Below are 25201 nucleotides of genomic sequence, written 5' to 3'. Positions count from 1 at the left end.
GTGATCCCACCCCACACTGGCGCCACCAACCTGCGCAGCATCATCCATTTGCCCCTGATCGTGCCAGAGGGTTGCACGTTCCGGGTCGGCAATGAAACCCGGCCATGGATCGAGGGCGAGGCCTTTGCCTTCGACGACACCATCGAGCATGAGGCACACAACCCGACGGACCAGCTGCGCGCCGTCCTCATCATCGATGCGTGGAACCCGTTCATCAGCGAGGGCGAACGCGACCTGATCCGGCGCTGGATCGCCGAGATGGACGCGCATGGACAGGGTCTTTCGGGCTTCTCCGCCGCATGAAAATGCGTCTGTGACAGCCAAATGCGTCAATATTGTTGCGCGCCTGCAACACCGTTGGCGGGATTGCGCCGGTTCGCCGCCACGGCGTTTGACTTGCACCCGGCCTTCCAACAATGAGGCTGACAGGCCCTTTGCGGGGCTAAACGTGCGTTGTCCGGCTTCGGCCGGGTTTCGCCGTTGGGGGGTAGCCTGAAAAATCTTCCTTCTGGCGGTGATCTGCGCACAGGACCTTTGATCAGAAGAAGGATGCACACGTGAGGACCAACTCTCTCAAGCGTCAGGCGCTGTTTGGCAGCTCTGCACTCGTGGCCGTTGCGCTGCTGGCCAGCCAGCCGGCCTTCGCCCAGGAAAAGACCGCTGCTGACGAAAAGGCTGCGGACGAAGAAATCGTCGTCACCGGTACCCTGATCAAGAACCCGAACCTGGTTTCTTCGCAGCCGGTCACCGTCACCACCTCCGATGTGATCCAGCTGCGCGCTTCGAACGTCGCCGAAGAAGTGCTGCGCGACATCCCGGGCATCGTGCCGAGCATCGGTTCGGCCGTGAACAACGGCAACGGCGGTGCCTCGTACGTCAACCTGCGCGGCCTGGGTTCCAACCGCAACCTGGTCCTGCTCGACGGCAACCGCCTGGCCCCGTCGGAACTGGCTGGCCGCGTCGACCTCAACAACATCCCGCTGGCCCTCGTTGAGCGCGTTGACGCGCTGACCGGCGCTGCCGTGACGACCTATGGTGCCGACGCCATCACTGGCGTTGTGAACTTCGTCACCAAGCGCAGCTTCACTGGTGTCGAACTGAACACCTCCTATGGCATCACCGAACTGGGCGATGGCAATTATTTCCGCACCGATCTCACCATCGGCGGCGATTTCGACGGCGGCAAGGGCAACGCCGTTGTCAGCGTCGGCTACCAGAAGGCCGATCCGGTTTACCAGGGTGACCGCGGCTTCTCGAGCGACAACATCGACTCGACCACCGGTGCCGCCGGCGGTTCGGGCACCGCCGTGCCGTTCCGTCTGTCGGGTATCCGTCCGATCAACTCGGCCACCGGTCTGCCCAGCACCGATCCGTCCGTTGCCAACGTCAACGGCCAGTTCGATCCGGCCACCGGTTTCGGCCGCGCCCTGTACGCGCCGTTCAACTTCAACCCGTACAACATCTTCCAGACCCCGTTCGAGCGTTTCAACATCTTCGCTCAGGCGCGTTATGAAGTGTCGGACGCGGTGGAATTCTACAGCCGCGCGATGTTCTCGAAGAACACCGTGCAGACCATCATCGCCCCGTCGGGCCTGTTCGGTTCGTCGGTGACGATCAACCTGAACAACCCGTTCCTGCCGGCCGGCATCCGCAGCCAGATTTGCGCCGGCAACGTTGGCACCACGACCAACTACATCCCGCGCTTCACGGCCGCTGAGTGCGCCGCTGCTGCCACCGCCACCGGCCCGAGCGACCCGAACTATCGCACCTACACCGGTGCGCTGGCCCGTCGCACGACCGAATTCGGTCCGCGTATCTCCAACTATCAGACCACCTTCTTCGACTATCAGGCTGGTCTGCGTGGTGCTGTGAACAGCCACATCAACTGGGATGTCTCGGCTGCCTATGGCCAGTCGGAAAACATCCAGACCACCCAGGGCTATGTGCTGATCTCGAAGGCGCGCAACACCCTGCTGGCCAACAACCGCACCACCTGCATCAGCACCGATCCGGGCTGCGTTCCGGTCAACTGGTTCGGTCCCGGCGGCACCATCGATCCGGCTGCTGCCTCTTACGTGACCGGTTCGGCCACCATCGTGAACACCACCAGCCTCGGCCAGGTCCGCGGCCTGCTGTCCGGCGATCTGGGCTTCGCCACGCCGTGGGGTGCTGATCCGATCAGCTTCGCGCTGGGTGCCGAATATCGCAACTATGTCGCCAAGCAGCGTTCGGACCAGACCGCCAAGTCGGGCGACCTGGGCGGCTTCGGTGGCGCCCCGCAGGACATCAGCGGTTCCTACGACGTGAAGGAAGTGTACGGCGAACTCATCGTTCCGGTCGTGCAGGACAAGCCGCTGTTCGAAAACCTGACCCTGGAAGGCGGCGCCCGCTATTCTTCCTACAAGGTCAACGCCACGCCGAAGCGTTCGTTTGACGCGTTCACCTGGAAGGTTGGCGGCTCCTGGACCCCGGTGCAGGGTATCAAGCTGCGTGGCAACTATAGCCGCGCCGTCCGCGCCCCGAACATCGGCGAACTGTTCGCTCCGGTGCAGTCGGGCCTCACCAGCCTGTCCATCGACCCCTGCGCCCGCAGTGGTCCGGTGAACAACGCGACGCTGCGCGCGGTCTGCTTGCTGCAGGGCGCTCCGGCTTCGAGCATCGGTTCGATCGAAAACCCGACCGCTGCCCAGGCCCAGTCGCAGCAGGGCGGCAACCCGGCGCTGCGTCCTGAAAAGGCTGACACCTGGACTGTCGGCATCGTGGCTCAGCCGAGCTTCATCCCGGGTCTGGCCGTGACGCTCGACTATTTCCGCATCTCGGTGCGGGACGCCGTGTCCAGCCCGTCGGCCCAGAACGTGATCGATCTGTGCTTCGGTTCGGCCCCGGGCTACTCGCTGGCCTCGGTGAACAACCCGGCCTGCGCCCGCAGCCAGATTGGCCGCAACGCGCTGACCGGCGGTCTGGACGGTGAAGCCGCGGTGACCCCCGGTCTGAACCTGCCGCTGTCGAACCTGGGTTATCTGAAGACCTCGGGCGTCGACCTGACCCTGGCCTACTCGCGTGACATCGGCTTCGCCAAGCTGGGTGTGACCGCCAACGGCACCTGGACGATCGACAACAAGTTCCGGGCCACCCCGGCGTCGTCGATCATCGAGTGCGTCACCGTGATCAGCCCGACCTGCGGTTCGCTGCAGCCGCGCTTCCAGTCGCAGGTGCGCACCACGCTGAGCTTCAAGCCGGCTGACATCTCGCTGCTGTGGCGTCACATGTCGGCGTTTGATGCTGATCCGGCCGTTGGCGCTCTCCCGGCCTTCAGCCACATCCGTCCGTACGAGTATTTCGACTTCACGACGCGGTTCCACATCATCGACAACATCACGTTGACGGCGACCGTGGCCAACCTGTTCAATCAGAAGCCGCCCTATGTCGGCTCGACGATCGGCAGCACCGCCTTCAACAGCGGCAACACCTATCCGTCGACCTATGACGCGCTGGGCCGTCGCTACACGGTGCAGCTGGGCGTGCGCTTCTAAGCGACGTCTCAGGCATCCAAGCTGGGAAAGGGCGGGCCATCGGTCCGCCCTTTTTCATTGGGCCTGCGTCGGCCCGCCGCATGCTCTTGCTCAGCTGGTTGATTTGGCTATAACACCAGCACACCAACGCGAGGCAGTCATGCGTACGATCATTGCAATCACTTTGATGCTGGCCACCCCGGTTTTGGCGCAGACACCGCCGCCTGCCGCTGCCAAGCCGAACACCGTTACCGGCAAGCCGCCGGCGGACGATCCATACTGGCAGCAGACTGTCTGCCGGAAGGACGTGGAGACGGGGAGCCTGGTCAAGGTCCGCAAGACCTGCCACACGCGGGCGCAATGGGCCTATATTGACGACACCAACCGTGATTTCTCGCAGCGGTTGATGGACGACAACCGGACCAAGTCGACCAGCAACTGAGCGGAGTTGCCGCTCGGTTTCGCCGCCTGAGTGGACCGTTGCAGCTGTTGCAGTCGGTTCAGGTCGTCAGCAGCGGCTGCGAAAGCGCAAGATCAAGGCCTTGGCTCTCGGCTACGGCCGCCGCCCAGACGCAGACTTTTTCAATCTCGTCTGCGTGCGGGGACTCTGTCGCTTGCTCGGCCGCACGCGCGTTCGCATCGAAACGGTTGCCGTGCTTGCTGTGCTGCGTGAAGGCCGGGCCTTTCACGATCGCATCAGCCTGAAGCCGCAGGCTGAAGTGATCCCCCAGCGCTGACACGACAGCAAGCGGCCTTGCGGTGATCAGATCTGAATCAAGCGTTCTGATACGCCCTGGCATCAACCTTGCGAGCGTATCGAACTGGCGCAGTTGCGCCAGCCAGCCCATGGCGGCCACCTGCAGGTCGGTCTGTCCCAGATAGTCCTCCGGCCCGAAACCGAACTGGTGCAGGCCCTGCCGCAGCTGCTTCTTGAGCAGATCGCGCACCCACAGTCGCCCATCCAGCCCCTTGCGCGCGATCGAACCAAGATACACTTTCAGCGGCGCGTGCAGGAGCAGCGCCCGTGACTGTGGCCGCAATTGCAGGCTGGCGGCCATAAGCGCGTTGGCCACGTTGCTTGGCTTGATGATTACGGCCTCATTTGGTCCGAAGGGTCGGGCCAGCAGCGCCAGGCTGGCATCCAGGGCAGCGCCGAGCGCAGCAGGGCGTGCGCCACGCAGATGCCAGCCGGCCAGATCGTTGAAGACCATTGGTTCCTTCAGCCCCATCGCGGTGCCCGGCAGATCAAACGCGCGGGCAAGCAAGGTCGAAAGGCAGAAGGCGGAGTGGAAGATGAAATGCACCGGCGCCTCGGCCGGACGCTGGGCCATGATGGCGGCGCGGCTGCACTGCACTACCGGGCCGGGGCCCATATACTCATCGGTCAGGAACGTGGCGCGCGCGTGGTCCGAACGGGCCAGCTTGCGGAATTGAAAGCCGTCAACCGCCTCGTCAAAGCGCCACGGGAACCAGTAGGGATCGCGGGCCAGTTGGGCGGGCGTGGGCTGCATCCGGTCCTTGTGGCCAGCACGGCGCAGCCCGGCAAGCCCCTTTTGCAGCCCGCGCGGCGGTTCAGGCCGGGGTCAGCGCCAGCCGGCCGTCGCCTTCGTCCACCTTCACCGTGCTGCCATCGGGCACCTGGCCCGACAGGATCAGCTCGGCCAGCGGATCCTGCAGATGCTTCTGCACAGTGCGCTTCAGCGGCCGCGCGCCATAGACCGGATCATAACCCACCCGCGCCAGCCAGCGCCGGGCGGCATCGGTCAGTTCCAGCACCACCTTGCGGTCCTTCAACAGCTCGGCCACGCGCTTGACCTGGATGTCCACAATCGGCGCCATCGCCGATTGGCCCAGCCGCTGGAACAGCACGATCTCGTCCAGCCGGTTGAGGAATTCCGGGCGGAAATGCCCGCGCACCACCTCCATCACCTGCGGTTCGGCATCGGCCACCGGCGCGCCATCGGGCAGGGCGGCGATATACTGGCTGCCAAGGTTGCTGGTCAGAATGATCAGCGTGTTGGTGAAATCCACGGTGCGGCCCTGGCCATCGGTGAGCCGGCCATCGTCGAGCACCTGCAGCAGCACGTTGAACACATCGCCGTGCGCCTTCTCAACCTCGTCAAACAGCACCACCTGATAGGGCCGGCGCCGCACCGATTCGGTCAGCACGCCGCCTTCCTCATAGCCGACATAGCCGGGAGGCGCGCCGATCAGCCGGGCGACGCTGTGCTTTTCCATGAACTCCGACATGTCGAGCCGCACCATGGCGCGCGGATCATCGAACAGGAACTGGGCCAGTGCCTTGGTCAACTCGGTCTTGCCGACGCCGGTGGGGCCCAAGAACAGGAAGCTGCCCAGCGGGCGATTGGGGTCTTGCAGGCCGGCGCGCGCCCGGCGCACCGCGCTTGAGACGGCCTTCACCGCCGCATCCTGGCCGATCACCTGGGCGGCCAAAATGCTCTCCATCTTCAGCAACTTCTCGCGCTCGCCTTCCAGCATCCGGTCCACGGGAATGCCGGTCCAGCGGCTGACGACGGCGGCGATGTCGTCGCTGGTCACCTCCTCGCGCACCATCGCGGCCTGGGTGGCCTGCTCGGCCTCGGCCAGCTGGCGCTCCAGCTCCGGGATGCGGCTGTAGGTCAGCTCGCCGGCCTTGGCATAATCGCCGGCACGCTGGGCCTGCTCCACCTCCAGCCGGGCGGCGTCCAGCTGCTCCTTGATCCGGGTCGCGCCGGCCAGCTTTTCCTTCTCGGCCTGCCAGCGCAGGGTGAGCGCGTTGGACTCTTCCTCGAGCCCGGCCAGCTCCTCGTTCAGCGCATGCAGCCGCTCCTTCGAGGCGGCATCGGTCTCGCGCTCAAGCGCGGCGGCCTCGATCTTCAACTGGATGATGCGGCGGTCGAGCGCCTCGATCTCTTCGGGCTTGCTCTCCACCTCCATGCGCAGCCGGCTGGCGGCTTCGTCCATCAGGTCGATCGCCTTGTCGGGCAGGAAACGGTCAGCGATGTAGCGGTTGGAAAGGGTGGCGGCGGCCACGATGGCGCCATCGGTGATGCGCACGCCGTGGTGCAGCTCATATTTCTCCTTCAGGCCGCGCAGGATGGAGATGCTGTCCTCCACCGTCGGCTCGCCCACCACCACCGGCTGGAAGCGACGCTCCAGCGCCGGGTCCTTCTCGACATATTTGCGATATTCATCCAGCGTGGTGGCGCCGATGCAGTGCAGCTCACCGCGGGCCAGCGCCGGCTTCAAGAGGTTGGAGGCATCCATGGCGCCATCGGCCTTGCCGGCGCCAACCAGCGTGTGCATCTCATCGATGAACAGCACGACATCGCTGCCTTCGGAGCGCACCTCGTCGAGCACGCCCTTCAGCCGCTCCTCGAACTCGCCGCGATATTTGGCCCCGGCGATCAGCGCGCCCATGTCGAGCGCCATCAGCCGCTTGTCCTTCAGGCCATCGGGCACATCACCATTGGCGATGCGCAGCGCCAGGCCTTCGGCGATGGCGGTCTTGCCGACGCCGGGTTCGCCGATCAGCACCGGGTTGTTCTTGGTGCGGCGGGCCAGCACCTGGATGGTGCGGCGGATCTCCTCGTCGCGGCCGATGACCGGGTCAAGCTTGCCAGCGCGGGCCGCCTCGGTCAGGTCGCGGGCGAATTTCTTCAGCGCCTCGAAACTGTCCTCGGCGCCGGCGCTGTCGGCGGTGCGACCGCGGCGAACGCTGCTGATGGCGTCGTTCAGTGCCTGTGGCGTCACCCCGGCGGCCTTCAGCGCCTTGCCGGCTTCGGTGGTGTTGGAAAGCGCCAGCGCGACCAGCAGCCGTTCCACGGTGACGAAACTGTCGTTGGCCTTGGCGGCGATCTGTTCGGCGGCGTCGAGCACGCGCACCGTGTCATTGTCCCACGCCAGGCTCTGGGCGCCGCTGCCCGAAACCTGTGCGATCTTGGCCAGCGCCTGGTCGGTCAATTGCAGGGCGGTCGCCGGGGTGCCGCCGGCCGCCTTGATCAGGCCGGAACACAGGCCCTGCTCATCCTCCAGCAGCGCCTTCAGCAGATGTTCGGGCGCCACGCGCTGATGGCTGTTGCGAATAGCGACCGTTTGCGCCGATTGCAGAAAGCCCTTGGCGCGATCGGTGAATTTCTCGAGGTTCATGGGGCCACGTCTCCTGTTCAGACAGGATATGGTGTGGCTTTATGGCAACACAAGTGTGCGCCGCGCGAAAAGTTCAGCGCGGGCGCAGCCAATCAAAGATCATGCCGCCAACGGCGCCGGCAAAGCAGAACAGCAGAAAGCCGTCCAGGCCCCGCGCGCCGGCCAGCGGCGTCATCTGAAACTCAAGATGCATCAGGCCGAGGGCGGTGGCGACGGCGCCGGCGCCGGCCAGCGGCCAGGCGATCGGTGCCAACAGCGGCAGACGCGGCTTGAGCCAGGAAGCAGTGGCAAAGCCGATGGCGAGCGCAACACCGAACACCAGCAGCACCGGCACGGCCATGCCCAGCAGATCGGCAATGGCGGTTTCGACAGCAAGACCAGGCGGGATATCCACCCCCAGATCGGTCAGCCCGGCCTGCACCTGCCAGCTCTGGATCACGCAGGCCAGGAAGGTGGTTGCCATCACCGCGGTTGCCCACGCTGGCGCCACCTTGACCAATTCTTTGCCGCGCATGGGCATAAACCTCTGTTCAAGGCCGTATCTTAAGCCATTATGGGCGATACTGGTAGGGAATGAATCGTGAAGTTGTCAACGTTTATTCAACTATTATTAACATTTTCCCTGGCCAGCGCGGCGACGGCCGAGCAGGTGACTGAAATTGCTCGCAATCTTGATCATCCCTGGAGCATCGCCTTTCTGCCCGGTGGACAGGATGTGCTGGTCACCACACGGCCAGGGCAGTTGCTGCGCCTCTCCTCTGGCCGGCCACCACAGCCGATCGCCGGCGTGCCGCCGGTGTTTCATGCCGGCCAGGGCGGCCTGTTCGATGTCGTGCTGCACCCAAGGTTCGCCGGCAATCATCTGATCTACCTGTCTTTCGCTGGCGGCACCAAGGGCGCAAACCAGACCAGGATTGCCCGCGCCCGGCTGGACGGGAACCGGCTGGTGGATGTGCGCACCATCTTTCAGGTAACCCCCGCCAAGGACACGCCGGTGCATTTCGGCGGGCGTATGGCGTTTCTGCCGGATGGCAGCCTGGTGATGACCACGGGCGACGGCTTTGATTATCGCGAGCAGGCGCAGCGGTTGGGCATGGGCCTGGGCAAGATCGTGCGGCTGGATCATGAAGGCCGGCCGCGGGTAGACAATCCCTTTGCAGGCCGGGCGGGCGCGCAGACCGCCACCTGGAGCTATGGCCATCGCAACCCGCAGGGACTGGCGGTGGACCCGGCGACGGGGCGGCTGTGGGAACATGAACATGGCCCGCAGGGCGGTGACGAGGTGAACCTGATCACCCGCGGCGGCAATTATGGCTGGCCGGTCGCGACCTTTGGCGTGGATTACAGCGGCGCGACGATCAGCCCATTCAAACGCTACAAGGGCATGATCGATGGCAAGGTGGTGTGGGTGCCGTCCATCGCGCCATCGGGCCTTGCCGTCTATCGCGGCCCGCTGTGGACAGCCTGGGCCGGCGATCTGATCGTTGGCGCGCTGGCCGCGCAGGAGGTGCGGCGCATCGATGTGGACGCCGCCGGCCGGGTGGTGGGTCAAAGCCGGATCTTCCCCTCCATCCGGGCGCGCATCCGCGATGTGCGGGTGGCGCCCGATGGCGCGGTGTGGCTGACGACCGATGAGGAAAAGGGCCGGGTGCTGCGGGTGACGCCGTGACCGGTTGGGCTCAGTGGGCGGTCCAGCCGCCGTCGATCACCAGTTCGGCACCGGTCATGTAGCGGCTGGCATCGCTGGCCAGGAACACCACGCCGGCGGCGATATCCTGGGGCTGGCCGGGATGGCCCACGGGTGCGCCGGCACCGATAAGGTTGACATCCAGGGCATTGGCGCCAGGCGGCACCGCATCGGGCACGGATGAGGCCAGCGCGCCCGATGTGTCGAGCTTTTGCCAGATCGGCGTGTCGATGATGCCGGGGTGGACGCTGTTGCAGCGGATGCCGTCGCGCATGGCAGCACATTCCATCGCCACCGCCTTGCTGAGCAGCCGCACCGCCCCCTTGCTGGCGCAATAGGCCGACATGCCGGCCGAGCCGCCCAGACCGGCGACCGACGAGATGTTGATGATCGAACCGCCGACATGCCCATCGGGCCGCGGGCTGCGCATCGCCGGCAGCGCGTGCTTGATGCCCAGGAAGCAGCTGGTGACATTGATGTTCATCTGCCGGTTCCAGGTGTCGAGGCTGACATCGGTGATCAGCCCCGATGTGCCGATGCCGGCGTTGTTCACCAATATGTCGAGCCGGCCATGGAGATCCATCACCCGCTTGATCAGCTCGGCCCAGCGGTCTTCCTCCACCACATCCTGGCCGCGGAAGGTCGCCTGGCCGCCGGCTGCCTCGATCAGGGCAACAGTTTCGCGTCCGCCCGGCGCGTCGATGTCGGTGGCGAAGACGATGGCCCCTTCGGCGGCCAACGCGATGGCGGACGCGCGGCCGATGCCGCTGCCCGCGCCGGTCACAAAGGCCACCCGGCCGGTCAAGCTGCCCATGATCAATCTCCCCAGTTTGTTTGCTTCAGCATGGCCCAGGCCGGCGGCTTCGCCCACCCCTCAAATCCGGGGTTACGCAAAGACCCTGATCCGCAATCACCCGGAGGAAAAAATTGAGGCAGATCAAAGAGCAGAACCGCCGGATCGGGGAGAAACCGGTCATCGCAAAACAACAGGGATGATGACAATGAAGATGCTGAACGCCACGGTCGCTGCGCTGGCGATGGCCCTGGCCGCCACCCCGGCGCTGGCCGAAAAGGGCGACGTGCTGGTGCGGCTGCGGGCAATCACCGTGCAGCCGCAGGAAAAGGTTGGCCCGGTGCTGCCGACCTTCCCGACCAGCGGCGGCCGCATCACCAACGCCTATGCCCCCGAGGTCGATTTCACCTACATGCTGACCGACCATGTCGGGGTGGAACTGATCGCTGCCACCACCAAGCATTGTGTCGAAGGCGGTGGATCGCTGGCCGCCGTGGGCCGGCTGGCCTGCACCTGGGTGCTGCCCCCCACGCTGACGCTGCAATATCATTTCGCGCCCAAGGGGAAGGTGCACCCCTATGTCGGCGCCGGCGTGAACTGGACGATGTTCTACAACGAAAAGGCGTCGAGCCAGCTCAACACCGCGATCGGTGCAACCAGCGTCAGCCTGTCCAACAGTTGGGGTTTTGCCCTGCAGGCCGGATCGGATTTTGATCTGAACGACCGCATGTTCGTCAATATCGACGTGAAATATGTCGACATGCGCACCAATGCCCGGCTGACCACGGGCGCGCTGGTCAACAACCTCAGGGCCGATATCAATCCGCTGATCGTGGGCGTGGGTGTCGGCTGGCGCTTCTGACTTCAGGCCTCTCCCCGATGCCGGCCCTCTCCCGACATGCCGGCATCACCGCCACCGGCCCGGTCTTGCACCCTGCAAGGCCGGGCCGGCAGTGGCTTACAGCGCGCTGATGCCGCCCCAGGCGCCGGCAATCAGCAGGATGAAGGTGGGCAACATGGTCAGCGCAAAGCCCAGGCTGCGCTTGGCCGGATCGCGATAATAGGTGATGGCAAAGATGATGCGGCCCAGGCTCCACAGGACAACCAGGCCGCCGGCCACCATGTCACCAAGCACCGGGGCGCCGATGATCAGCGCTGGCACGAACCACGCCAGCTGCTCCACCGTGTTCATCTGTACGCGGTAACGCTTATCAAACTCGGGATGGCCGCCCGATTGCGGGGCGGGCACGCCATAGGTGCCGCGAGCCCGGCCAACATTCAGCGTGATCCAGAAATAGACCATCAGGGCCAGCACCAGCGCCAGCGTGGTGATCGGATAGGCTGCAAGCATTGTCGTCTCCCCTGTCGTCAATTGCCCAGTGCCGCATTCGCCGCTGCTGCCCCGCCCACGACGGGGATGGCAATGTGGCTGGGCCGCACCGCATCACGCCACACGCCCTGGGTGGCCTTCACATAATCCTTTGACTGGGCGTGGAAAATGTTGGGCACAAAGGTCTGCGGGTTGCGGTCATACAGCGGGAACCAGCTTGACTGCACCTGCACCATCAGCCGGTGGCCAGCGGGGATGACATGGTTCACCCCCGGCAGCAGGAAGCGGTAGCGTTCGGCCTTGCCCGGCGTCAGCGGCCCTGGCGTGTCGAAGCCCTTCACATAGCGGCCGCGGAAGATTTCCATGCCAATGCCCAGCTGCAGGCCGGCCAGCTCCGGCTGGGCGCTGTTTTCCTCCGGGAACACGTCGATCAGCTTCACCACCCAGTCGCTGTCCGTCCCGCTGGTCGATGCGAAAAGATTGGCCTCTGGCTGGCCGTGGATCTGCAGGGGCGCTTTGAGCGGTGCCGACACATAGGTCACTACGTCGGGCCGGGTGCTGGCCGGGCGCTGATCGCTGACCAGCCAGCTGCTCCACATCGACCGGTCGCGCATGTTGACCGGCACCGGCACGAACGGCACCGGGTGGGCGGGATCAGAAACATAATCGTCGTGCGCGGCCTTGGCGGCTGGCTGGTTGAGCGACAGGCTGAACCGGTCATCGAGATAGAGGTTCACGGCCTCCCCGGCCGGGAAGCGGTCATGCCGTTCCCAACGGTCTGCCCCCACCGCATAGGTGAGCACGGGTGGCGCATCAAATGGCTTGGCGTTGGGGCGCAAGTGGCTGTCCAGAAACGGTTTCATCACGTCGCGGCGGAACTGCAGGCCGGTGTCCCCGGCAAATTTCAGCACGCCCAGCGATGAGCCGTCGTAATTCACGCCCGAATGCCGCCACGGCCCAATGACAAGCGACAGCAGCTTGTTGTCCTTGTCCTTGGGTTCCAGCGCGCGATAGACGGCGGGGGCGCCATAACTGTCTTCCTGGTCCCACTGGCCGACCACCAGCATCGTCGGCACCGTCAGCGGGCGCGTGCCCAATATCTTGTCCAGAGCCTGGCCCTGCCACCAGGCGTCATAGGCCGGGTGTTCCATCAGCTTTTTGACGCCAGGCAATTGATTCAGGCCGTATTTTTCGACATAGGCCCCGGCCGATCCGGCGGCCAGATATTCGGCATAATAGTCGCGCCGGCCCATGGCGACCGGATCGCCATCGTTCTTGCTGGCGGTCTGGGCGGTGAAATAATCCAGCATGGTCTGGCGGAAGGCGCCGTTGTGGAACCAGTCATCGCCCATCCAGCCATCCACCATGGGGGACATCGGCACCGCGGCCTTCAGCGCCGGGTGGGGATCAACCAGCGCCATCAGGCTGGTGAAACCGGGGTAGGATGATCCGGTGACGGCGACGTTGCCATTGGATTCCTTGACGTTTTTCACCAGCCAGTCGATCGTGTCCCAAGCGTCGGTGCTGTGATCGACCGGCGTGGGGTTCAATGGCCCCCTGAGCGGCCGGGTCATCACATAATCGCCTTCGGATTTGTTGCGGCCGCGCACATCCTGATAGACGCGGATATAGCCGTCTTCCACGAATTCCCGGTCGGAAATGGGAAGGATTTCCGTGATTTGCTGGCTGGGGTTGCGCGATGTGGTGCGGCTGGCGTTGTAGACGGTGCGGGTCAACAGCATGGGCCCGCCCTGCGTGCCCTTCTTCATCACGATGACGGTGTAGAGCTTCACCCCGTCGCGCATCGGGATCATCACCTCGCGGCGGATATAATCGGCCTGCGTGGTCACCGGGTTGAATGGCGTGGCGATATCGGGTGCCATGGTGGCCGTTTGCGCCCCCGCGGTGCCCGCCATCAGCGCGCTGGTGACCGCACACAGGCAAACGGTGGCCAAAATCCGCATCGTCTTCATGTCAACGCCTCCCGACCTGTTCATGGCCTGTTGTCACCCGGCTTGGCAATGGCATAACCAGCGGCAAGCAGGAGGCGGATATGCGGATCGTGAACGCGATGGTGGTGATGCTGATGGCCGGCCCGGCGCTGGCCGCCAAGCCTGACGCGCCCCCGCCACCGCCGCCGGCGGTGGTGCAGGGCCTGCTCGCCTGCCGTGGCCTGGCGGATCCCACCCAGCGGCTGGCCTGCCTGGACAAGGGGGTTGCCGATCTTGCCGGCGCGGTGGAGCGTCGCGACGTGCTGGTGGCCGACAAGGAGGATGTAAAAAAGGCCAAGCGCAGCCTGTTCGGGCTGACGCTGCCTAATTTCAACCTGTTCGGCCAGACCAAGGATGGCGAAGGCGAGAAGAGCGACGAGCGCGGCGCCCTGACCGAGATCCAGGCCACGATCAAGTCGGCGCGGCCGGCGCAAAGCGGCAACTGGCTGATGGTGTTGGACGACGACACCCGCTGGTTGCAGACGGACGGTGTGCCACTGCGCTTCGACCCCAAGGCCGGCATGACCATCCGCATCCGCCGCGGCGCCATCGGCAGTTTCCTGGCCAACATCGATGGCCAGTCCGCAGTGCGGGTGAAGCGCATTCAGGACTGAGCCGCGCCCTTCAGATGTCGCGGAACCAGCCGGTGATGGCATAGCGGCCCACGGCTGCGAACTGGGCCACCACGCCGACATTGTGCTGCAGCGGCACGGTGAACAGGTTGAGGCAGTTGAAGCGCGGCATCAGCCCGGTGACGATATCGCCCCGGTCATCGAGAATGTTGAGATAGCCGCCCCAATCCGGCCGCCAGTCGCGGGTGAGATTGAGCACGTAGGCCAGCCGGCGCCCTTCCTTTTCCACCCAGTCATCATGCTGGGTGAGGAAATGGCCAGGGCCATAGAGCGTCGCCTGGGCATCGGCGCAGGTCAGGCCAGCGATGCCCGACACTTCGCGGGCGAAGTCCAGCGCTTCAGGGCCGTTGATCTCGTCAAACAGGCGGTAGAGCGGGTGGCCGGGGTGCCATTGCTCGCGCGCCGCTTCGGCGAGCGGATATTGGCCATAGAGAAAGGCGAAATAGCCGCCGCGTGCGGCCGCGGCAGCGCCATTGCCCATCGCCGCCTTCTGCGCCGGGCTCAACTGGCGCAGCTGCTCGGGGCGCAGCATCTGGCCATGGGGCGCGCCTTCGCCGGCCCAGGCGAGGCCAAAGGGCGTCGCCTCGCGCAGCACCTGCCACAGCGTGTCCGCCGCCTGCGGCAGCAGCACATTGTCGATCTGCACGAACCGGTCGCGGGCAAGTGTGGCGCGCACGGCCGCGCGATCAATCGCCGGGTTGAGCGCGAACAGGCTTGGCGCCGCGGTCATCGCCCGGCCTGATCGGTGCGCGGCGGCATTGGGGGCAACAGCGGCTGCGGATCAACCTTCACGCCATGCCAGGTCATGCCCCAGTGCAGGTGCGGCCCGGTCGAGCGGCCAGTGGTGCCGATGCGGCCAATCTCCTGCCCCTGCGCGACGATTTCGCCCTGTTTCACCAGAATGCGCGACAGGTGCAGGAAGGCCGAATGCAGGCCCTGGCCGTGATCGAGGATGATGATATTGCCTTCCAGGCTGAACGGCCCGTCGCTGGCCAGCCGCACGATGCCGGGGATGGGCGCCTTCACGATCGTGCCGTGCGGCGCGGCGATGTCGAGCCCGGCGTGGAAGGCGGCGGCCACCTTGCCATAGATGCGCTGCGATCCGAACACGCCCGAAATGCGGCCCGTTGCCGGCCACTGGAATGGCGTCTGCCAGAAGGGCCAGGGCGTGGTTTCGGCGCGCGCCGCCCGAATCGCGTCTGTCTCTGCCTTGCGCAGCGCTTCCCAGGCCGGGTTGGGCGCGGCGTTGGGATTCTGGTTGACCAGCCGCGCCGGCAGGCGATCAATGTCCCACGTGGCTTCGCTGATCGTCAGCGTGCGGCTGGCGCTGCGTCCATCGGGCGTCACCCAGGTCAGGCGGCGGCTGCCGGTGGCATCGCGATCAATGCCGAGCATATAATGGCCATCGGCGGTGAGCGTGAGCGGCGCATCATCGATGGCAAGGTTGCGGCTGCCGGCGGGCAATTCCCCGCGCAGCAATTCGCCCTGCCGCGCCACCAGCGGCTGCGCCACCACCAGCGGCAGCGGGCTGGCGGCGGCCACGATGGCGGCCCCGGCCACAAGCAGCGGGATGGCCAGATAGCGGATCAGGGGAACAGGCCTTCCTTGCGCTTTTCGGCATAGCGGGCGCTGGCGATGTCGGCGCTGAAATAGGCTTCCTGCAGCTCGTGGCTCCAATAGCGCAGGGCCGCCAACGGGATGCGCTGCTGGGTGACGGCGCACAGCACATGGTCGCCCGATTGCAGCACGCGATAGCTGCCGCTTTCATAATGGAGCTTGGCGGCACGGCCGAAACGATCGAGCATCAGAACAGACTCCCTTGCGCGGCTTTGGCCGGCGGGCTGGTATAAACCGGCGTTTCGCCATCGCCAAAGCGGATCGTCAAGCGGGCTTGCGCCGCTGCGGCCGTGGCCGACGCGATCACATGCCCATCCGGCCCGGTGACAAGGGCATAGCCGCGCGCCAGCACCTGCCGGGGCCCCAGTGTGTCGAGCATGCGGCCCGCCTGTTCCAGCCGGCCGGCGGCGCTGGCCAGCCGCTGCTCGATCAGGAAAGGGCGCAGCGCCGCGCCGGTGCGGGCGAGCTTCTGGGCATCGCTGTTCAGCGGCCGGGCCAGCGCCGGGGCCAGCCGCGCGGCGCTGCCGGCCAGCCGTTCGACACTGCGATCCAGCCGCGCCTGCAGCAGGGCCGGGCGCAGGCGTCCGGCGGCGCTGGTGACGCGCAGATCAACCCGGCCCAGCCGGGCGGTCAGCGCGGTGGGCAGGCGCTCGCTCAAATCATCCACCCGCTGGCCGGCAAGGCCGATGAGGTTGCGCGGTTGCGGCAGCCGCCGGGCCAGCGCCTGCCCACGTTCGCGCCGCAATTTCCAGCCGCGCACGATGGCGGCATCCAGCCGGCCGTGCAGCATGGCAAGATTGGCGGCGAGCTCGGCCCGCACCGGCACCGCGCGTTCAGCGGCGGCGGTCGGGGTGGGGGCGCGCCAATCGGCGGCATAGTCGATCAGCGTAGTGTCCGTCTCATGCCCGACCGCGCTGATCAGCGGGATCTGGCTGGCGGCGGCGGCGCGGACGACGATTTCCTCGTTGAAGGCGGCCAGATCCTCGATGCTGCCGCCGCCGCGCGCCACGATGATCAGATCGGGGCGCGGAATGGGGCCGCCCGGAGCCATCGCATTGAACCCGGCGATGGCGGCGGCGACCTGGCCGGCCGATGCCTCCCCCTGCACCGCGACCGGCCACACCAGCACATGGCGGGGGAAGCGATCGCCCAGCCGGTGGAGAATGTCGCGGATGACGGCGCCAGTGGGGCTGGTGACGACGCCGATGACGCCGGGCAGCCAGGGCAGCGGTTTCTTGCGCGCCGGATCGAACAGGCCTTCGGCCTGCAGCTTCAGCCGCCGCGCCTCGATCTGGGCAAGCAGGGCGCCGACGCCGGCCGGCTCCAGCCGATCGATGATGAGCTGATAGCGCGAGCCGCCGGGATAGGTGGTCAGCCGGCCGGTGGCGATCACCTCCATCCCGTCTTCGGGGCGGAAGCTCAAGGACGCGGCGACGCCCTTCCACATGGCGAGTTCCAGCACGGCGCGCTCATCCTTCAGCCGGCCATACCAGTGGCCGCTGGTCTGGCGGCGGAATTGCGAGAGCTCGCCGCGCACCCGCACCTGGCCAAAGGCGGCCTCCACCGTGCGCTTCACGGCGCCGGCGATTTCGGAAACGCTGTATTCGGGGGTGTTTTCGCTCACGCCTGTTCCATAAACCCAGCCGCGCCGGCGGCAAAGCCGCTTGCCGCGACATTTTGGCATGATATGGGCTTGGGCCATGAGCGCATGCCCCGACTCCCTGAACATATTGGTGCTTGGTGGCGGGGGCCGTGAACACGCCCTGTGCTGGCGGCTGCGCCAGTCCCCGCGCTGCGCCGTGCTGATCTGTGCGCCGGGCAATGCCGGCATCGCGGCTGTGGCCGAATGCGTGGCCATCAGCATCACCGATGGCGCCGCCGTGCTGGCGCTGGTGCGCGAACGCCAGATTGGCCTGGTGGTGGTCGGCCCGGAAGCGCCGCTGGTCGCCGGCGTGGCCGATGCGCTGCGTGCCGCCGGGGTGCCGGTGCTGGGGCCATCGGCGGCCGCCGCCCAGCTGGAGGCATCCAAGGGCTTCACCAAGGATCTGTGTGCCGAGCATGGCATCCCGACGGCGCGGTTCCGCCGCTTTGCCGATGCCGCCGAGGCGCATCATTATGTGGCGGTGCACCCGCTGCCGGTGGTGGTGAAGGCCGATGGCCTGGCCGGCGGCAAGGGCGTGACGGTGGCCGAAACCAATGAGGAAGGCCTGGCGGCGCTGGCCGAAATCCATGGCCCCGTGGTGGTGGAACAATGCCTGGAAGGGCCGGAAGCCAGCCTGTTCATCCTGACCGATGGCGAGACGGTGCGGCTGCTGCCCACCGCGCAGGATCACAAGCGGCTGCGCGATGGCGATCAGGGGCCCAACACCGGCGGCATGGGCGCGATCTCGCCCAGCCCGCGGCTGACGCCGGACCTGATCGAGCGGGCGCTGACCGAAATCGTGCAGCCGACACTGGCCGCGATGAAGGCGCGCGGCACGCCGTTCCAGGGCTTTCTCTATGCCGGGCTGATGCTGACGGCGACAGGCCCCATGCTGATCGAATATAATGTGCGGCTGGGTGATCCGGAGGCGCAGGTGCTGATGCTGCGGCTGGCCAGCGATGCGGTGGAATTGTTCTGGGCGGCGGCGACCGGCCATCTGGCCGAGGTGGAGCCCGCGTTCAGCGATGATGCCGCGGTGACGGTGGTGATGGCGGCCAATGGCTATCCCTGGCGGCCGGTGATGGGCACCGCGATCGAGGGGCTGGCCGCGGCCGAGGCGCTGGGCGTCACGGTGTTTCATGCCGGCACGCGGATCAGCGAGGATGGCCGGCTGGTGGCGGCGGGCGGCCGCGTGCTGAACGTGACGGCACTGGGCCATGATATTTCCGAGGCGCGCGCATTGGCCTATGCCGCTATTCGCAAGATCAGGTGGCACGGTGGCCATTTCCGGCGGGATATCGGGAAATCCGCCTGACACCCGCCGGTTTGGGGAGAGGCGCATGAGCGAGCGGCAGGAGCAGTTTTCGGGCACCAGTGCGGTGCGCCCGGGGCAGGAGATTGATGCCGGCCGGCTGCACGACTGGATGGCGGCCAATGTCGATGGCTATGCCGGGCCGCTGACCATCGAGCAGTTCAAGGGTGGCCAATCCAACCCGACCTACAAGCTGATCACGCCGGGGCAGAATTATGTGCTGCGCCGGAAGCCGCCGGGCCAGCTGCTGCCCTCCGCCCACGCCGTGGACCGCGAATATCGGGTGATCACCGCGCTGCACGCCCAGGGCTTCCCCGTCGCCCGCACCTTTGGCCTGTGTCAGGACAATGAGGTGATCGGCACCTGGTTCTACATCATGGACTGTGTGGACGGCCGGGTGATCTGGGACACGACCTTCCCGAGCGTGCCCAAGGACGAGCGCCGCGCCTATTTCGATGCGATGAATGCCACCATGGCCGAGTTGCACATGATCGATCCCGACAAGGCCGGGCTTGGGGATTTCGGCAAGCCGGGCAATTATTTCGCCCGCCAGATCGGCCGCTGGAGCAAGCAATATCTGGAGGATGTGGACGCCGGGCGTTACGCGGCGATGGACCGGCTGGTGGAATGGCTGCCGGCCAACATCCCGGCCGGCGACGAGGTGAGCATCGTTCACGGCGATTATCGCTGTGACAACATGATCTTTCACCCGACCGAGCCGAAGGTGCTGGCGGTGCTGGACTGGGAATTGTCGACGCTGGGCCACCCGCTCGCCGATTTTTCCTATCATCTGATGATGTATCGCATGCCGCCCAGCACCACGACAGGGCTGGTGGGCAATGATCTGGCCGCACTGGGCCTGCCGACGGAGGCCGAATATATCGACGCCTATTGCCGGCGCACCGGGCGGGACGGGATTGCCGACATTGATTTCTATGTCGCCTACAACATGTTCCGGCTGGCGGGCATCATCCACGGCATCAAGGGCCGGGTGATCCGCGGCACCGCCACCTCGGCGCACGCCAAGAAATCGGCGGAAGGCTTCGAAACGCTGGCCGATCTGGCGCTGGCCCAGGCGCAGAAGCTGGGGGCCTGAAAGGGGCTTGCCGGGCGGGCCCGGCCGCGCCACGCTGCGCATCATGAAGATGCGCTGGGCCCTGATGCTGTTCACTCTGCTGGTGGGGTTCGCCTGGGCGGCCCTGCGCGTGCAGGTGCCGGCGCCGCTGCCCTATGATGCCCCGGCCGACCGCTTCAGCGCCGGGCGCGCCATGGCCGATGTGCGGGTGCTGGCGGCCGAGCCGCATCCCACCGGATCGCCGGCCGCCGCACGCGTGGTGGCGACGCTGGAACAGCGGCTGACCTTTCTGGGCTTTGATGTGCGCCGGGTGGAGACAATCCTGCCCGACAAGGCGGCCGAGCGGCTGCGCAGCCGGGGCGGCGATGCGACGAAGCCGGCGGTGAGCCTTGTGGCGGTGCGCAAGGGGGCCGATCCCAGCCTGCCGGCGGTGGTGCTGATGGCGCATCATGATTCGGTGGTCGCCTCCCCCGGCGCGGCCGACGATATTGCCGGTGTGGCGGCGGTGCTGGAAATCGCCCGCGCCATCCCGCGCCTGTCGCAGCGGCGCGACCTGGTGCTGGTGTTGACGGACGCGGAGGAACAGGGGCTGGTCGGCGCGCGGGCGATCTATGCGCCCGGCGCCGCCGCCGATCCGATTGCGCTGCGCACCGGCGTGATGATCAATCTGGAAGCGCGCGGCGGCGGCGGCCGGGCGATGATGTTCCAAACCGGGCCGAACAACGCCAATCTGGTGCGGCTGCTGGCCGCCAGTTCGCCGGATGCTGCCGCCAGCAGTGTGGCGGTGACCGTTTATGAGAGCCTGCCGAACGACACGGATTTCACCCCGGTGCTGAAGCGCGGCATCGCCGGGCTGAACTTTGCCTTCATCGGGGAGGCCTGGGCCTATCACAGCCCGCTGGCGACGCCGGACCGGCTGGAGCAGGGGGCCTTGCAGCATCTGGGCGACAGTGTGCTGGGCGTGACGCGGGCGCTGGTGGGTGCCGATGTGCTGCCAAAGCCGGCGCCCAATGCGGTGTTCGCCACCGCCCCGCTGTTCGGCCTGATCATCTATCCGGCGGCCTTCGGCTGGGTGCTGGTGGGGGTGACGGCGGTGTTGCTGGGGCTGGCGGCCTGGTGGCGGCGGGCGGAATGGAGCCTTGGCGGCAGCCTGTTCGCCTTTGGCCAGACTTTGCTCACCCTCATCATCGCCGGGCTGTTGATGTGGGGGTTGAACCTGCTGTCAGGCAGTGTCGGCGGCGAATATTATGACCGGCTGGCGGCGCTGCCGCGGTTGGAGATCGTGGCGGGGCTGGCGGCCCTGGCAGCGCTGCTGTTCATGGCCAGCGCGGCGGCCGGCAGCATCTGGGATCGCTGGATCCTGCTGGTGAAGCTGTGTTTCGTGGCGGCGCTGGCGGCGCAGATCTGGCTGCCCGGCGCTGGCCCGGTGTTTGCCTGGCCGGCGCTGCTGGCCGCCATCGGGCTGGCCATCGGGGCGCGGCTGCGCGACGGGTTGTGGACCGTGCCGGCGCTGCTGATCGGCCTGCCCGGCCTGGCGCTGACGGCGGAGCTGGCGCATTTCGCCTTCCTGGGCGTGGGTGCGCCGATGCCCTATGCCGTGGTGCCGCTGCTGATCCCGGTGCTGGCGCTGGTGGCGCCGGCCATTCCCACCGGCCCGCGCCGCCCGGCCCTGATCGCGGCGGGGGTGGCCGTGGCGCTGGCGGTGGGCGTGGCGCTGTGGGTCAATCTCGATGCCCCCGCTGCCTCCATCCCGCCCTATGCCGGGACGGAGAAGAAGCAGGGCTAGACCCCCTTCTCAAACCATCGCCATCAGCGTGGCATTGCCGCCCGCTGCCGTGAGGTTGGTGGAGATGGTGACTTCCTCCACCAGCCAGTCCGCCCGGTAATTGCCGTTGGCATCGGCGCGTTGCGTGATGGGGATGGGGCCGGCCATCGCCGCAATGGCGACGCGCAGAGCCGCATCATCCGTTTCAATCAACGTGGCACCATATTCGCCGGCACTGGGCAGGGCCGGCAGCCAGCGTGTGCGCTCGGCGACGGCGCTGGGCAGGCCGGCCGGTGCCCCCAGTGGCCAGACGATGTCGGCCCGGTTGCCCTGCGCCAGCGCATGGCCCAGGGCCAGGATCAGGCCATCGGGCGTCGCCGGCACGATCAGCACGGAACCGCGCGGGTGCAGGCTGTAATGATTGCGTTCCCCCACCGGGCCGGGCAGATCGGCTTCATGGCCGGTGAGGCGGGGCAGGGCAGCGAGCCGCGCGGCCAGCGCGGCCTGGCCTGAGGCCGCCAGCCAGTCGGCCAACGCCGTCAGCGCCGGATCGGCCGGGCCGCTGGCACTGATGCCGTCGTCGGCGCGCGCCTGCACCAGCCGGCCAAGATAGAGCGGCCCGCCCGCCTTGGGCCCGGTGCCCGACAGGCCACGCCCGCCAAAGGGCTGCACGCCCACCACCGCGCCGATGATGTTGCGGTTGATGTAGAGATTGCCGGCCGCGACCGCGCTGGACACCTGCGCGATCGTCTCGTCCAGCCGCGTGTGCAGGCCGAAGGTGAGGCCATAGCCGGTGGCGTTGATGGCGGCGATCACGTCGGCCAGCGCCTCGCGCCGCCAGCGCAGCACGTGCAGCACCGGGCCAAACACCTCGCCGCCAATCTGGGCAATGTCGTCAATCTCGATAATGGTGGGCGCCACGAAATGGCCGTGGGCACAATCGGCCGGCAGCGCCAGCCGTTCCACGTTGCAGCCCAGCGCCGCCAGCCGCGCCACATGCGCCTCGATCCGCGCCTTGGCCTCGGCGCTGATCACCGGGCCGTTATCGGTCGCCAGCCGGTCAGGGTTGCCCAGGCTCAGCTCGGCCAGCGCGCCCTTCAGCATGGCAAGCTGCCGGTCGGCAATGTCATCCTGCAGGCACAGGATGCGCAGCGCCGAGCAGCGCTGGCCGGCGCTGTCAAAGGCCGACGCGATCACATCGGCGGTCACCTGTTCGGCCAATGCCGAGGAATCGACGATCATCGCATTCTGGCCGCCGGTTTCGGCAAGCAGCGGGATCGGCGCGCCCGATGGCAGGGCGCGCGGGGCGAGCTGCTGCTGGATCAGGCGGGCAACCTCGGTTGATCCGGTGAACACCACGCCGGCCAGCTGCGGCTGGGCAACCAGCGCCGCGCCGATGGCGCCATCGCCGGGCAGCAATTGCAGCGCGGCGGCCGGCACGCCGGCGGCGTGGAGCAGGCGCACGGCAGCGGCGGCGATCAGCGGGGTTTCCTCCGCCGGCTTGGCCAGCACGGCATTGCCGGCCACCAGCGCGGCGGCGATCTGGCCGATGAAGATGGCGAGCGGGAAGTTCCACGGGCTGATGCAGGCGACGACGCCCAGCGGCGGCTGGCCGCCCGCCAGCGTGGTGCGGGCAGTTTGCGCATAATAACGCAGGAAATCCACCGCCTCGCGCACTTCGGCGACCGCGTTGGCGGCGCTCTTGCCCGCCTCCCGGATGATGAGGCCGATCAGCGCCTCCATCTCCCGCTCCAGCCTGTCGGCGGCGGTGTCCAGCACGGCGGCGCGGGCGGTGACCGGGGTGGCGGCCCAATCGGCGGCAGCGGCTGCTGCGGCGGTGGCGGCGCGGGCAACATCGTCCGGGCTGGCCTGCGTCACCTGCCCCACGATATCCCGCGCATCGGCCGGGTTCGGCACCGGCAGCACCGCGCCGCCGCTGGCGGGCACGGCCAGCAAGGGCCCGGCTGCCCAAGGCGTCGCGGTGCTGGCGCGCAGCGTGGCGGCCAGAGCGGCCAGCACGTCTGCATTGGCGAGATCAAGGCCGCGCGAATTGCGGCGGGCCCCAAGCAGCGCTGGCGGCAGCGCGATCAGCGGGTGCGGGGCACCGGGCAGGGCCTCGCGGCGCAGCTGCGCCACCGGATCGGCGGCAAGGACGGCGGCCGGCACATCTTCATCCCAGATGCGCTGCACAAAGCTGCTGTTGGCGCCGTTTTCGAGCAGGCGGCGCACCAGATAGGCCAGCAGCGTTTCATGTCCGCCCACCGGCGCATAGATGCGGCATGGCCGGTTCAGCTTGCTTGCCCCCACCACCTCTTCATACAGCGCCTCGCCCATGCCGTGCAGGCATTGGAATTCATAATCGCCGGGCGCAAAATCCGGGCCGGCCATGTGGTAGATGCTGGCCAGCGTGTGGGCATTGTGGGTGGCGAATTGTGGGAACACATGGTCGCGCGCGCCCAGCAGCTTCGCGGCGCAGGCCAGATACGACACATCGGTGTGCAGCTTCTGGGTGTAGACCGGGAAATCGGCGTGGCCGTCCACTTGCGCGCGCTTGATCTCGCTGTCCCAATAGGCGCCCTTGACCAGCCGCACCATCAGCCGGCGGCCGGAGCGGCGGGCGAGATCGATCAGCCAGTCGATCACGAACGGGCAGCGCTTGCCATAGGCCTGGACGACAAAGCCCAGCCCGTCCCAACCTGCAAGATCGGGATCGAAGGCCAGCGCTTCGAGCAGATCGAGGCTCAATTCCAGCCGGTCCGCCTCTTCGGCATCGATGTTGAAGCCGATATCGTGCGCGCGCGCCAGCCGGGCGAGGTGGGTGAGGCGCGGCAACAGCTCGGCCATCACGCGGCTGGCTTGCGCGCGGGCATAGCGCGGGTGCAGCGCCGACAGCTTCACCGAAATGCCCGGCCCCGCCACCGGCCCGCGGGCGGCGGCGGCCGCGCCGATGGCGGCGATGGCCTGTTCATAATCGCGGGCATAACGGTCGGCATCGGCCATGGTGGTCGCCGCCTCGCCCAGCATGTCATAGCTGTAGGCAAAGCCGCGTGCCTCAAGGGCGCGGGCACGGTCCAGCGCTTCCGCGATGGTTTCGCCGGTGACGAATTGTTCGCCCATCAGCCGCATCGCCATGTCGATGCCGCGGCGGATCACCGGCTCGCCGGCGCGGGCGATCAGCCGGGTCAGCGCCGCGCCCAGCCCGGCCTCGGCAAAGCTGGCGGTGAGCTTACCGGTGACCATCAGGCCCCAGGTGGCGGCGTTGACAAACAGGCTCTTGCCGCCTTCCAGATGCGCCTGCCAGTTGCCGCCGGCGATCTTGTCGCGGATCAGCGCGTCGCGGGTTTCGGTGTCTGGAATGCGCAGCAGCGCTTCGGCCAGGCACATCAGCGCCACCCCCTCCTGGCTGGACAGCGCATATTCCTGCACCAGGCCTTCCACGCCGCCGCGCGGGCCCTTGGCGCGCAGGGCCGTCACCAGCTGCAGCGCGGTGGCGCTGATGCGGGCCTGCAGATCGGCATCGGGTGGCAGCATCGCCAGCAGACCGGCCACCGCTTCGGGTTCGGGGCGGCGGGTGGCGGCGGTGATGGCGGCCCGCAACGGGGTCGCGGGCCGCGCGGCGGGATCGAAATCGGCAAAGGGGGCAGACATGGCGGCAAGCCTCTGGCAGCAGGGGCGGCCAGCATAAACCGGTTGCCG

20 protein-coding genes (1 of these 20 cut by a window edge) are annotated in these 25201 nt (G+C 67.1%); 9 read left to right on the top strand and 11 right to left on the bottom strand.

Features of this window, described 5'->3' with window-relative positions:
* The 3 genes from AC6BOR_RS07925 to AC6BOR_RS07915 all read left to right on the top strand — a co-directional run.
* Window positions 1-303 carry the final stretch of an aspartyl/asparaginyl beta-hydroxylase domain-containing protein gene (locus tag AC6BOR_RS07925; RefSeq protein ID WP_498057956.1) on the top strand. The gene continues 879 nt to the left of window position 1, outside the view, so only the last 303 of its 1182 coding nucleotides appear in the window; the start codon falls outside the window, past its left edge; its stop codon occupies window positions 301-303.
* Between the two features lie 254 nt (window positions 304-557).
* On the top strand, window positions 558-3533 hold the full coding sequence (locus AC6BOR_RS07920; RefSeq protein WP_498057955.1) for a TonB-dependent receptor domain-containing protein: 2976 nt from the start codon (window positions 558-560) through the stop codon (window positions 3531-3533).
* A gap of 139 nt (window positions 3534-3672) precedes the next feature.
* Window positions 3673-3954, top strand: coding sequence for a hypothetical protein (locus AC6BOR_RS07915; protein ID WP_498057954.1), 282 nt, complete (start codon window positions 3673-3675; stop codon window positions 3952-3954).
* Window positions 3955-4012: 58 nt separating this feature from the next.
* On the opposite strand, the gene AC6BOR_RS07910 is transcribed toward AC6BOR_RS07915, so the two are convergent.
* From AC6BOR_RS07910 to AC6BOR_RS07900, 3 genes are all read right to left on the bottom strand, one after another.
* Entirely contained in the window at window positions 4013-5023 is a 1011-nt protein-coding gene (locus tag AC6BOR_RS07910) for a hypothetical protein (RefSeq protein WP_498057953.1), read from the bottom strand.
* A gap of 61 nt (window positions 5024-5084) precedes the next feature.
* A complete protein-coding gene (clpB, locus tag AC6BOR_RS07905; RefSeq protein WP_498057952.1) occupies window positions 5085-7661 on the bottom strand; it encodes an ATP-dependent chaperone ClpB in 2577 nt (858 codons plus the stop codon).
* Between the two features lie 73 nt (window positions 7662-7734).
* A complete protein-coding gene (locus AC6BOR_RS07900) occupies window positions 7735-8124 on the bottom strand; it encodes a hypothetical protein (RefSeq protein WP_498057951.1) in 390 nt (129 codons plus the stop codon).
* A 186-nt stretch (window positions 8125-8310) separates the two neighbouring features.
* On the opposite strand from AC6BOR_RS07900, the gene AC6BOR_RS07895 reads away from it, so the two are divergent.
* Window positions 8311-9330 (top strand): PQQ-dependent sugar dehydrogenase, encoded by a 1020-nt coding sequence (locus tag AC6BOR_RS07895; RefSeq protein WP_498057950.1) that lies wholly within the window; start codon window positions 8311-8313, stop codon window positions 9328-9330.
* Window positions 9331-9340: 10 nt separating this feature from the next.
* Here the strand turns inward: AC6BOR_RS07895 and AC6BOR_RS07890 are convergent, their stop codons facing one another.
* The gene (locus tag AC6BOR_RS07890; protein ID WP_498057949.1) at window positions 9341-10162 is read right to left on the bottom strand and encodes an SDR family NAD(P)-dependent oxidoreductase; all 822 of its coding nucleotides are present in this window, start codon (window positions 10160-10162) and stop codon (window positions 9341-9343) included.
* 181 nt (window positions 10163-10343) lie between these two features.
* On the opposite strand from AC6BOR_RS07890, the gene AC6BOR_RS07885 reads away from it, so the two are divergent.
* On the top strand, window positions 10344-11003 hold the full coding sequence (locus AC6BOR_RS07885; RefSeq protein WP_498060630.1) for an OmpW/AlkL family protein: 660 nt from the start codon (window positions 10344-10346) through the stop codon (window positions 11001-11003).
* Window positions 11004-11099: 96 nt separating this feature from the next.
* On the opposite strand, the gene AC6BOR_RS07880 is transcribed toward AC6BOR_RS07885, so the two are convergent.
* Entirely contained in the window at window positions 11100-11492 is a 393-nt protein-coding gene (locus AC6BOR_RS07880; protein WP_498057948.1) for an MAPEG family protein, read from the bottom strand.
* A 17-nt stretch (window positions 11493-11509) separates the two neighbouring features.
* Window positions 11510-13435: a CocE/NonD family hydrolase gene (locus tag AC6BOR_RS07875; RefSeq protein ID WP_498060629.1), complete on the bottom strand. Its 1926-nt coding sequence runs from the start codon at window positions 13433-13435 to the stop codon at window positions 11510-11512.
* 89 nt (window positions 13436-13524) lie between these two features.
* Between AC6BOR_RS07875 and AC6BOR_RS07870 the strand changes: the two genes are divergently transcribed.
* Window positions 13525-14076, top strand: a complete 552-nt coding sequence (locus tag AC6BOR_RS07870; RefSeq protein ID WP_498057947.1) for a hypothetical protein — start codon at window positions 13525-13527, stop codon at window positions 14074-14076.
* Between the two features lie 10 nt (window positions 14077-14086).
* Here AC6BOR_RS07870 and AC6BOR_RS07865 read toward each other — a convergent pair whose 3' ends face one another.
* Genes AC6BOR_RS07865 through xseA form a run of 4 tightly spaced genes read right to left on the bottom strand, consistent with a single transcriptional unit; the run spans window position 14087 to window position 17335 of the window.
* Window positions 14087-14824 (bottom strand): 2OG-Fe(II) oxygenase, encoded by a 738-nt coding sequence (locus AC6BOR_RS07865; protein WP_498057946.1) that lies wholly within the window; start codon window positions 14822-14824, stop codon window positions 14087-14089.
* Window positions 14821-15636, bottom strand: coding sequence for a M23 family metallopeptidase (locus AC6BOR_RS07860; RefSeq protein ID WP_498057945.1), 816 nt, complete (start codon window positions 15634-15636; stop codon window positions 14821-14823). The genes AC6BOR_RS07865 and AC6BOR_RS07860 overlap by 4 nt, the downstream gene beginning before the upstream one ends.
* A 44-nt stretch (window positions 15637-15680) precedes the next feature.
* Entirely contained in the window at window positions 15681-15899 is a 219-nt protein-coding gene (locus AC6BOR_RS07855; RefSeq protein ID WP_086117842.1) for a DUF2093 domain-containing protein, read from the bottom strand.
* Complete coding sequence (gene xseA, locus AC6BOR_RS07850; RefSeq protein WP_498057944.1) at window positions 15899-17335, bottom strand: exodeoxyribonuclease VII large subunit; 1437 nt, start codon at window positions 17333-17335, stop codon at window positions 15899-15901. Before xseA ends, AC6BOR_RS07855 begins: the two co-directional genes overlap by 1 nt.
* A gap of 97 nt (window positions 17336-17432) precedes the next feature.
* Here xseA and purD point away from each other — a divergent pair, with 97 nt between their 5' ends.
* Genes purD through AC6BOR_RS07835 form a run of 3 tightly spaced genes read left to right on the top strand, consistent with a single transcriptional unit; the run spans window position 17433 to window position 21526 of the window.
* Window positions 17433-18668, top strand: coding sequence for a phosphoribosylamine--glycine ligase (gene purD, locus AC6BOR_RS07845; protein ID WP_498060628.1), 1236 nt, complete (start codon window positions 17433-17435; stop codon window positions 18666-18668).
* 25 nt (window positions 18669-18693) lie between these two features.
* Window positions 18694-19761 (top strand): phosphotransferase family protein, encoded by a 1068-nt coding sequence (locus AC6BOR_RS07840; RefSeq protein ID WP_498057943.1) that lies wholly within the window; start codon window positions 18694-18696, stop codon window positions 19759-19761.
* A gap of 43 nt (window positions 19762-19804) precedes the next feature.
* The gene (locus AC6BOR_RS07835; protein ID WP_498057942.1) at window positions 19805-21526 is read left to right on the top strand and encodes a M20/M25/M40 family metallo-hydrolase; all 1722 of its coding nucleotides are present in this window, start codon (window positions 19805-19807) and stop codon (window positions 21524-21526) included.
* Between the two features lie 9 nt (window positions 21527-21535).
* On the opposite strand, the gene putA is transcribed toward AC6BOR_RS07835, so the two are convergent.
* The gene (gene putA / locus AC6BOR_RS07830) at window positions 21536-25153 is read right to left on the bottom strand and encodes a bifunctional proline dehydrogenase/L-glutamate gamma-semialdehyde dehydrogenase PutA (protein WP_498057941.1); all 3618 of its coding nucleotides are present in this window, start codon (window positions 25151-25153) and stop codon (window positions 21536-21538) included.
* Between the last annotated feature and the right edge of the window lie 48 nt (window positions 25154-25201).

The organism is Sandarakinorhabdus sp. FBCC-B8862, assembly GCF_059745315.1.
The sequence above is the reverse complement of the archived record's forward strand: the minus strand, read 5'-3'. Positions and strand labels throughout refer to the sequence as shown.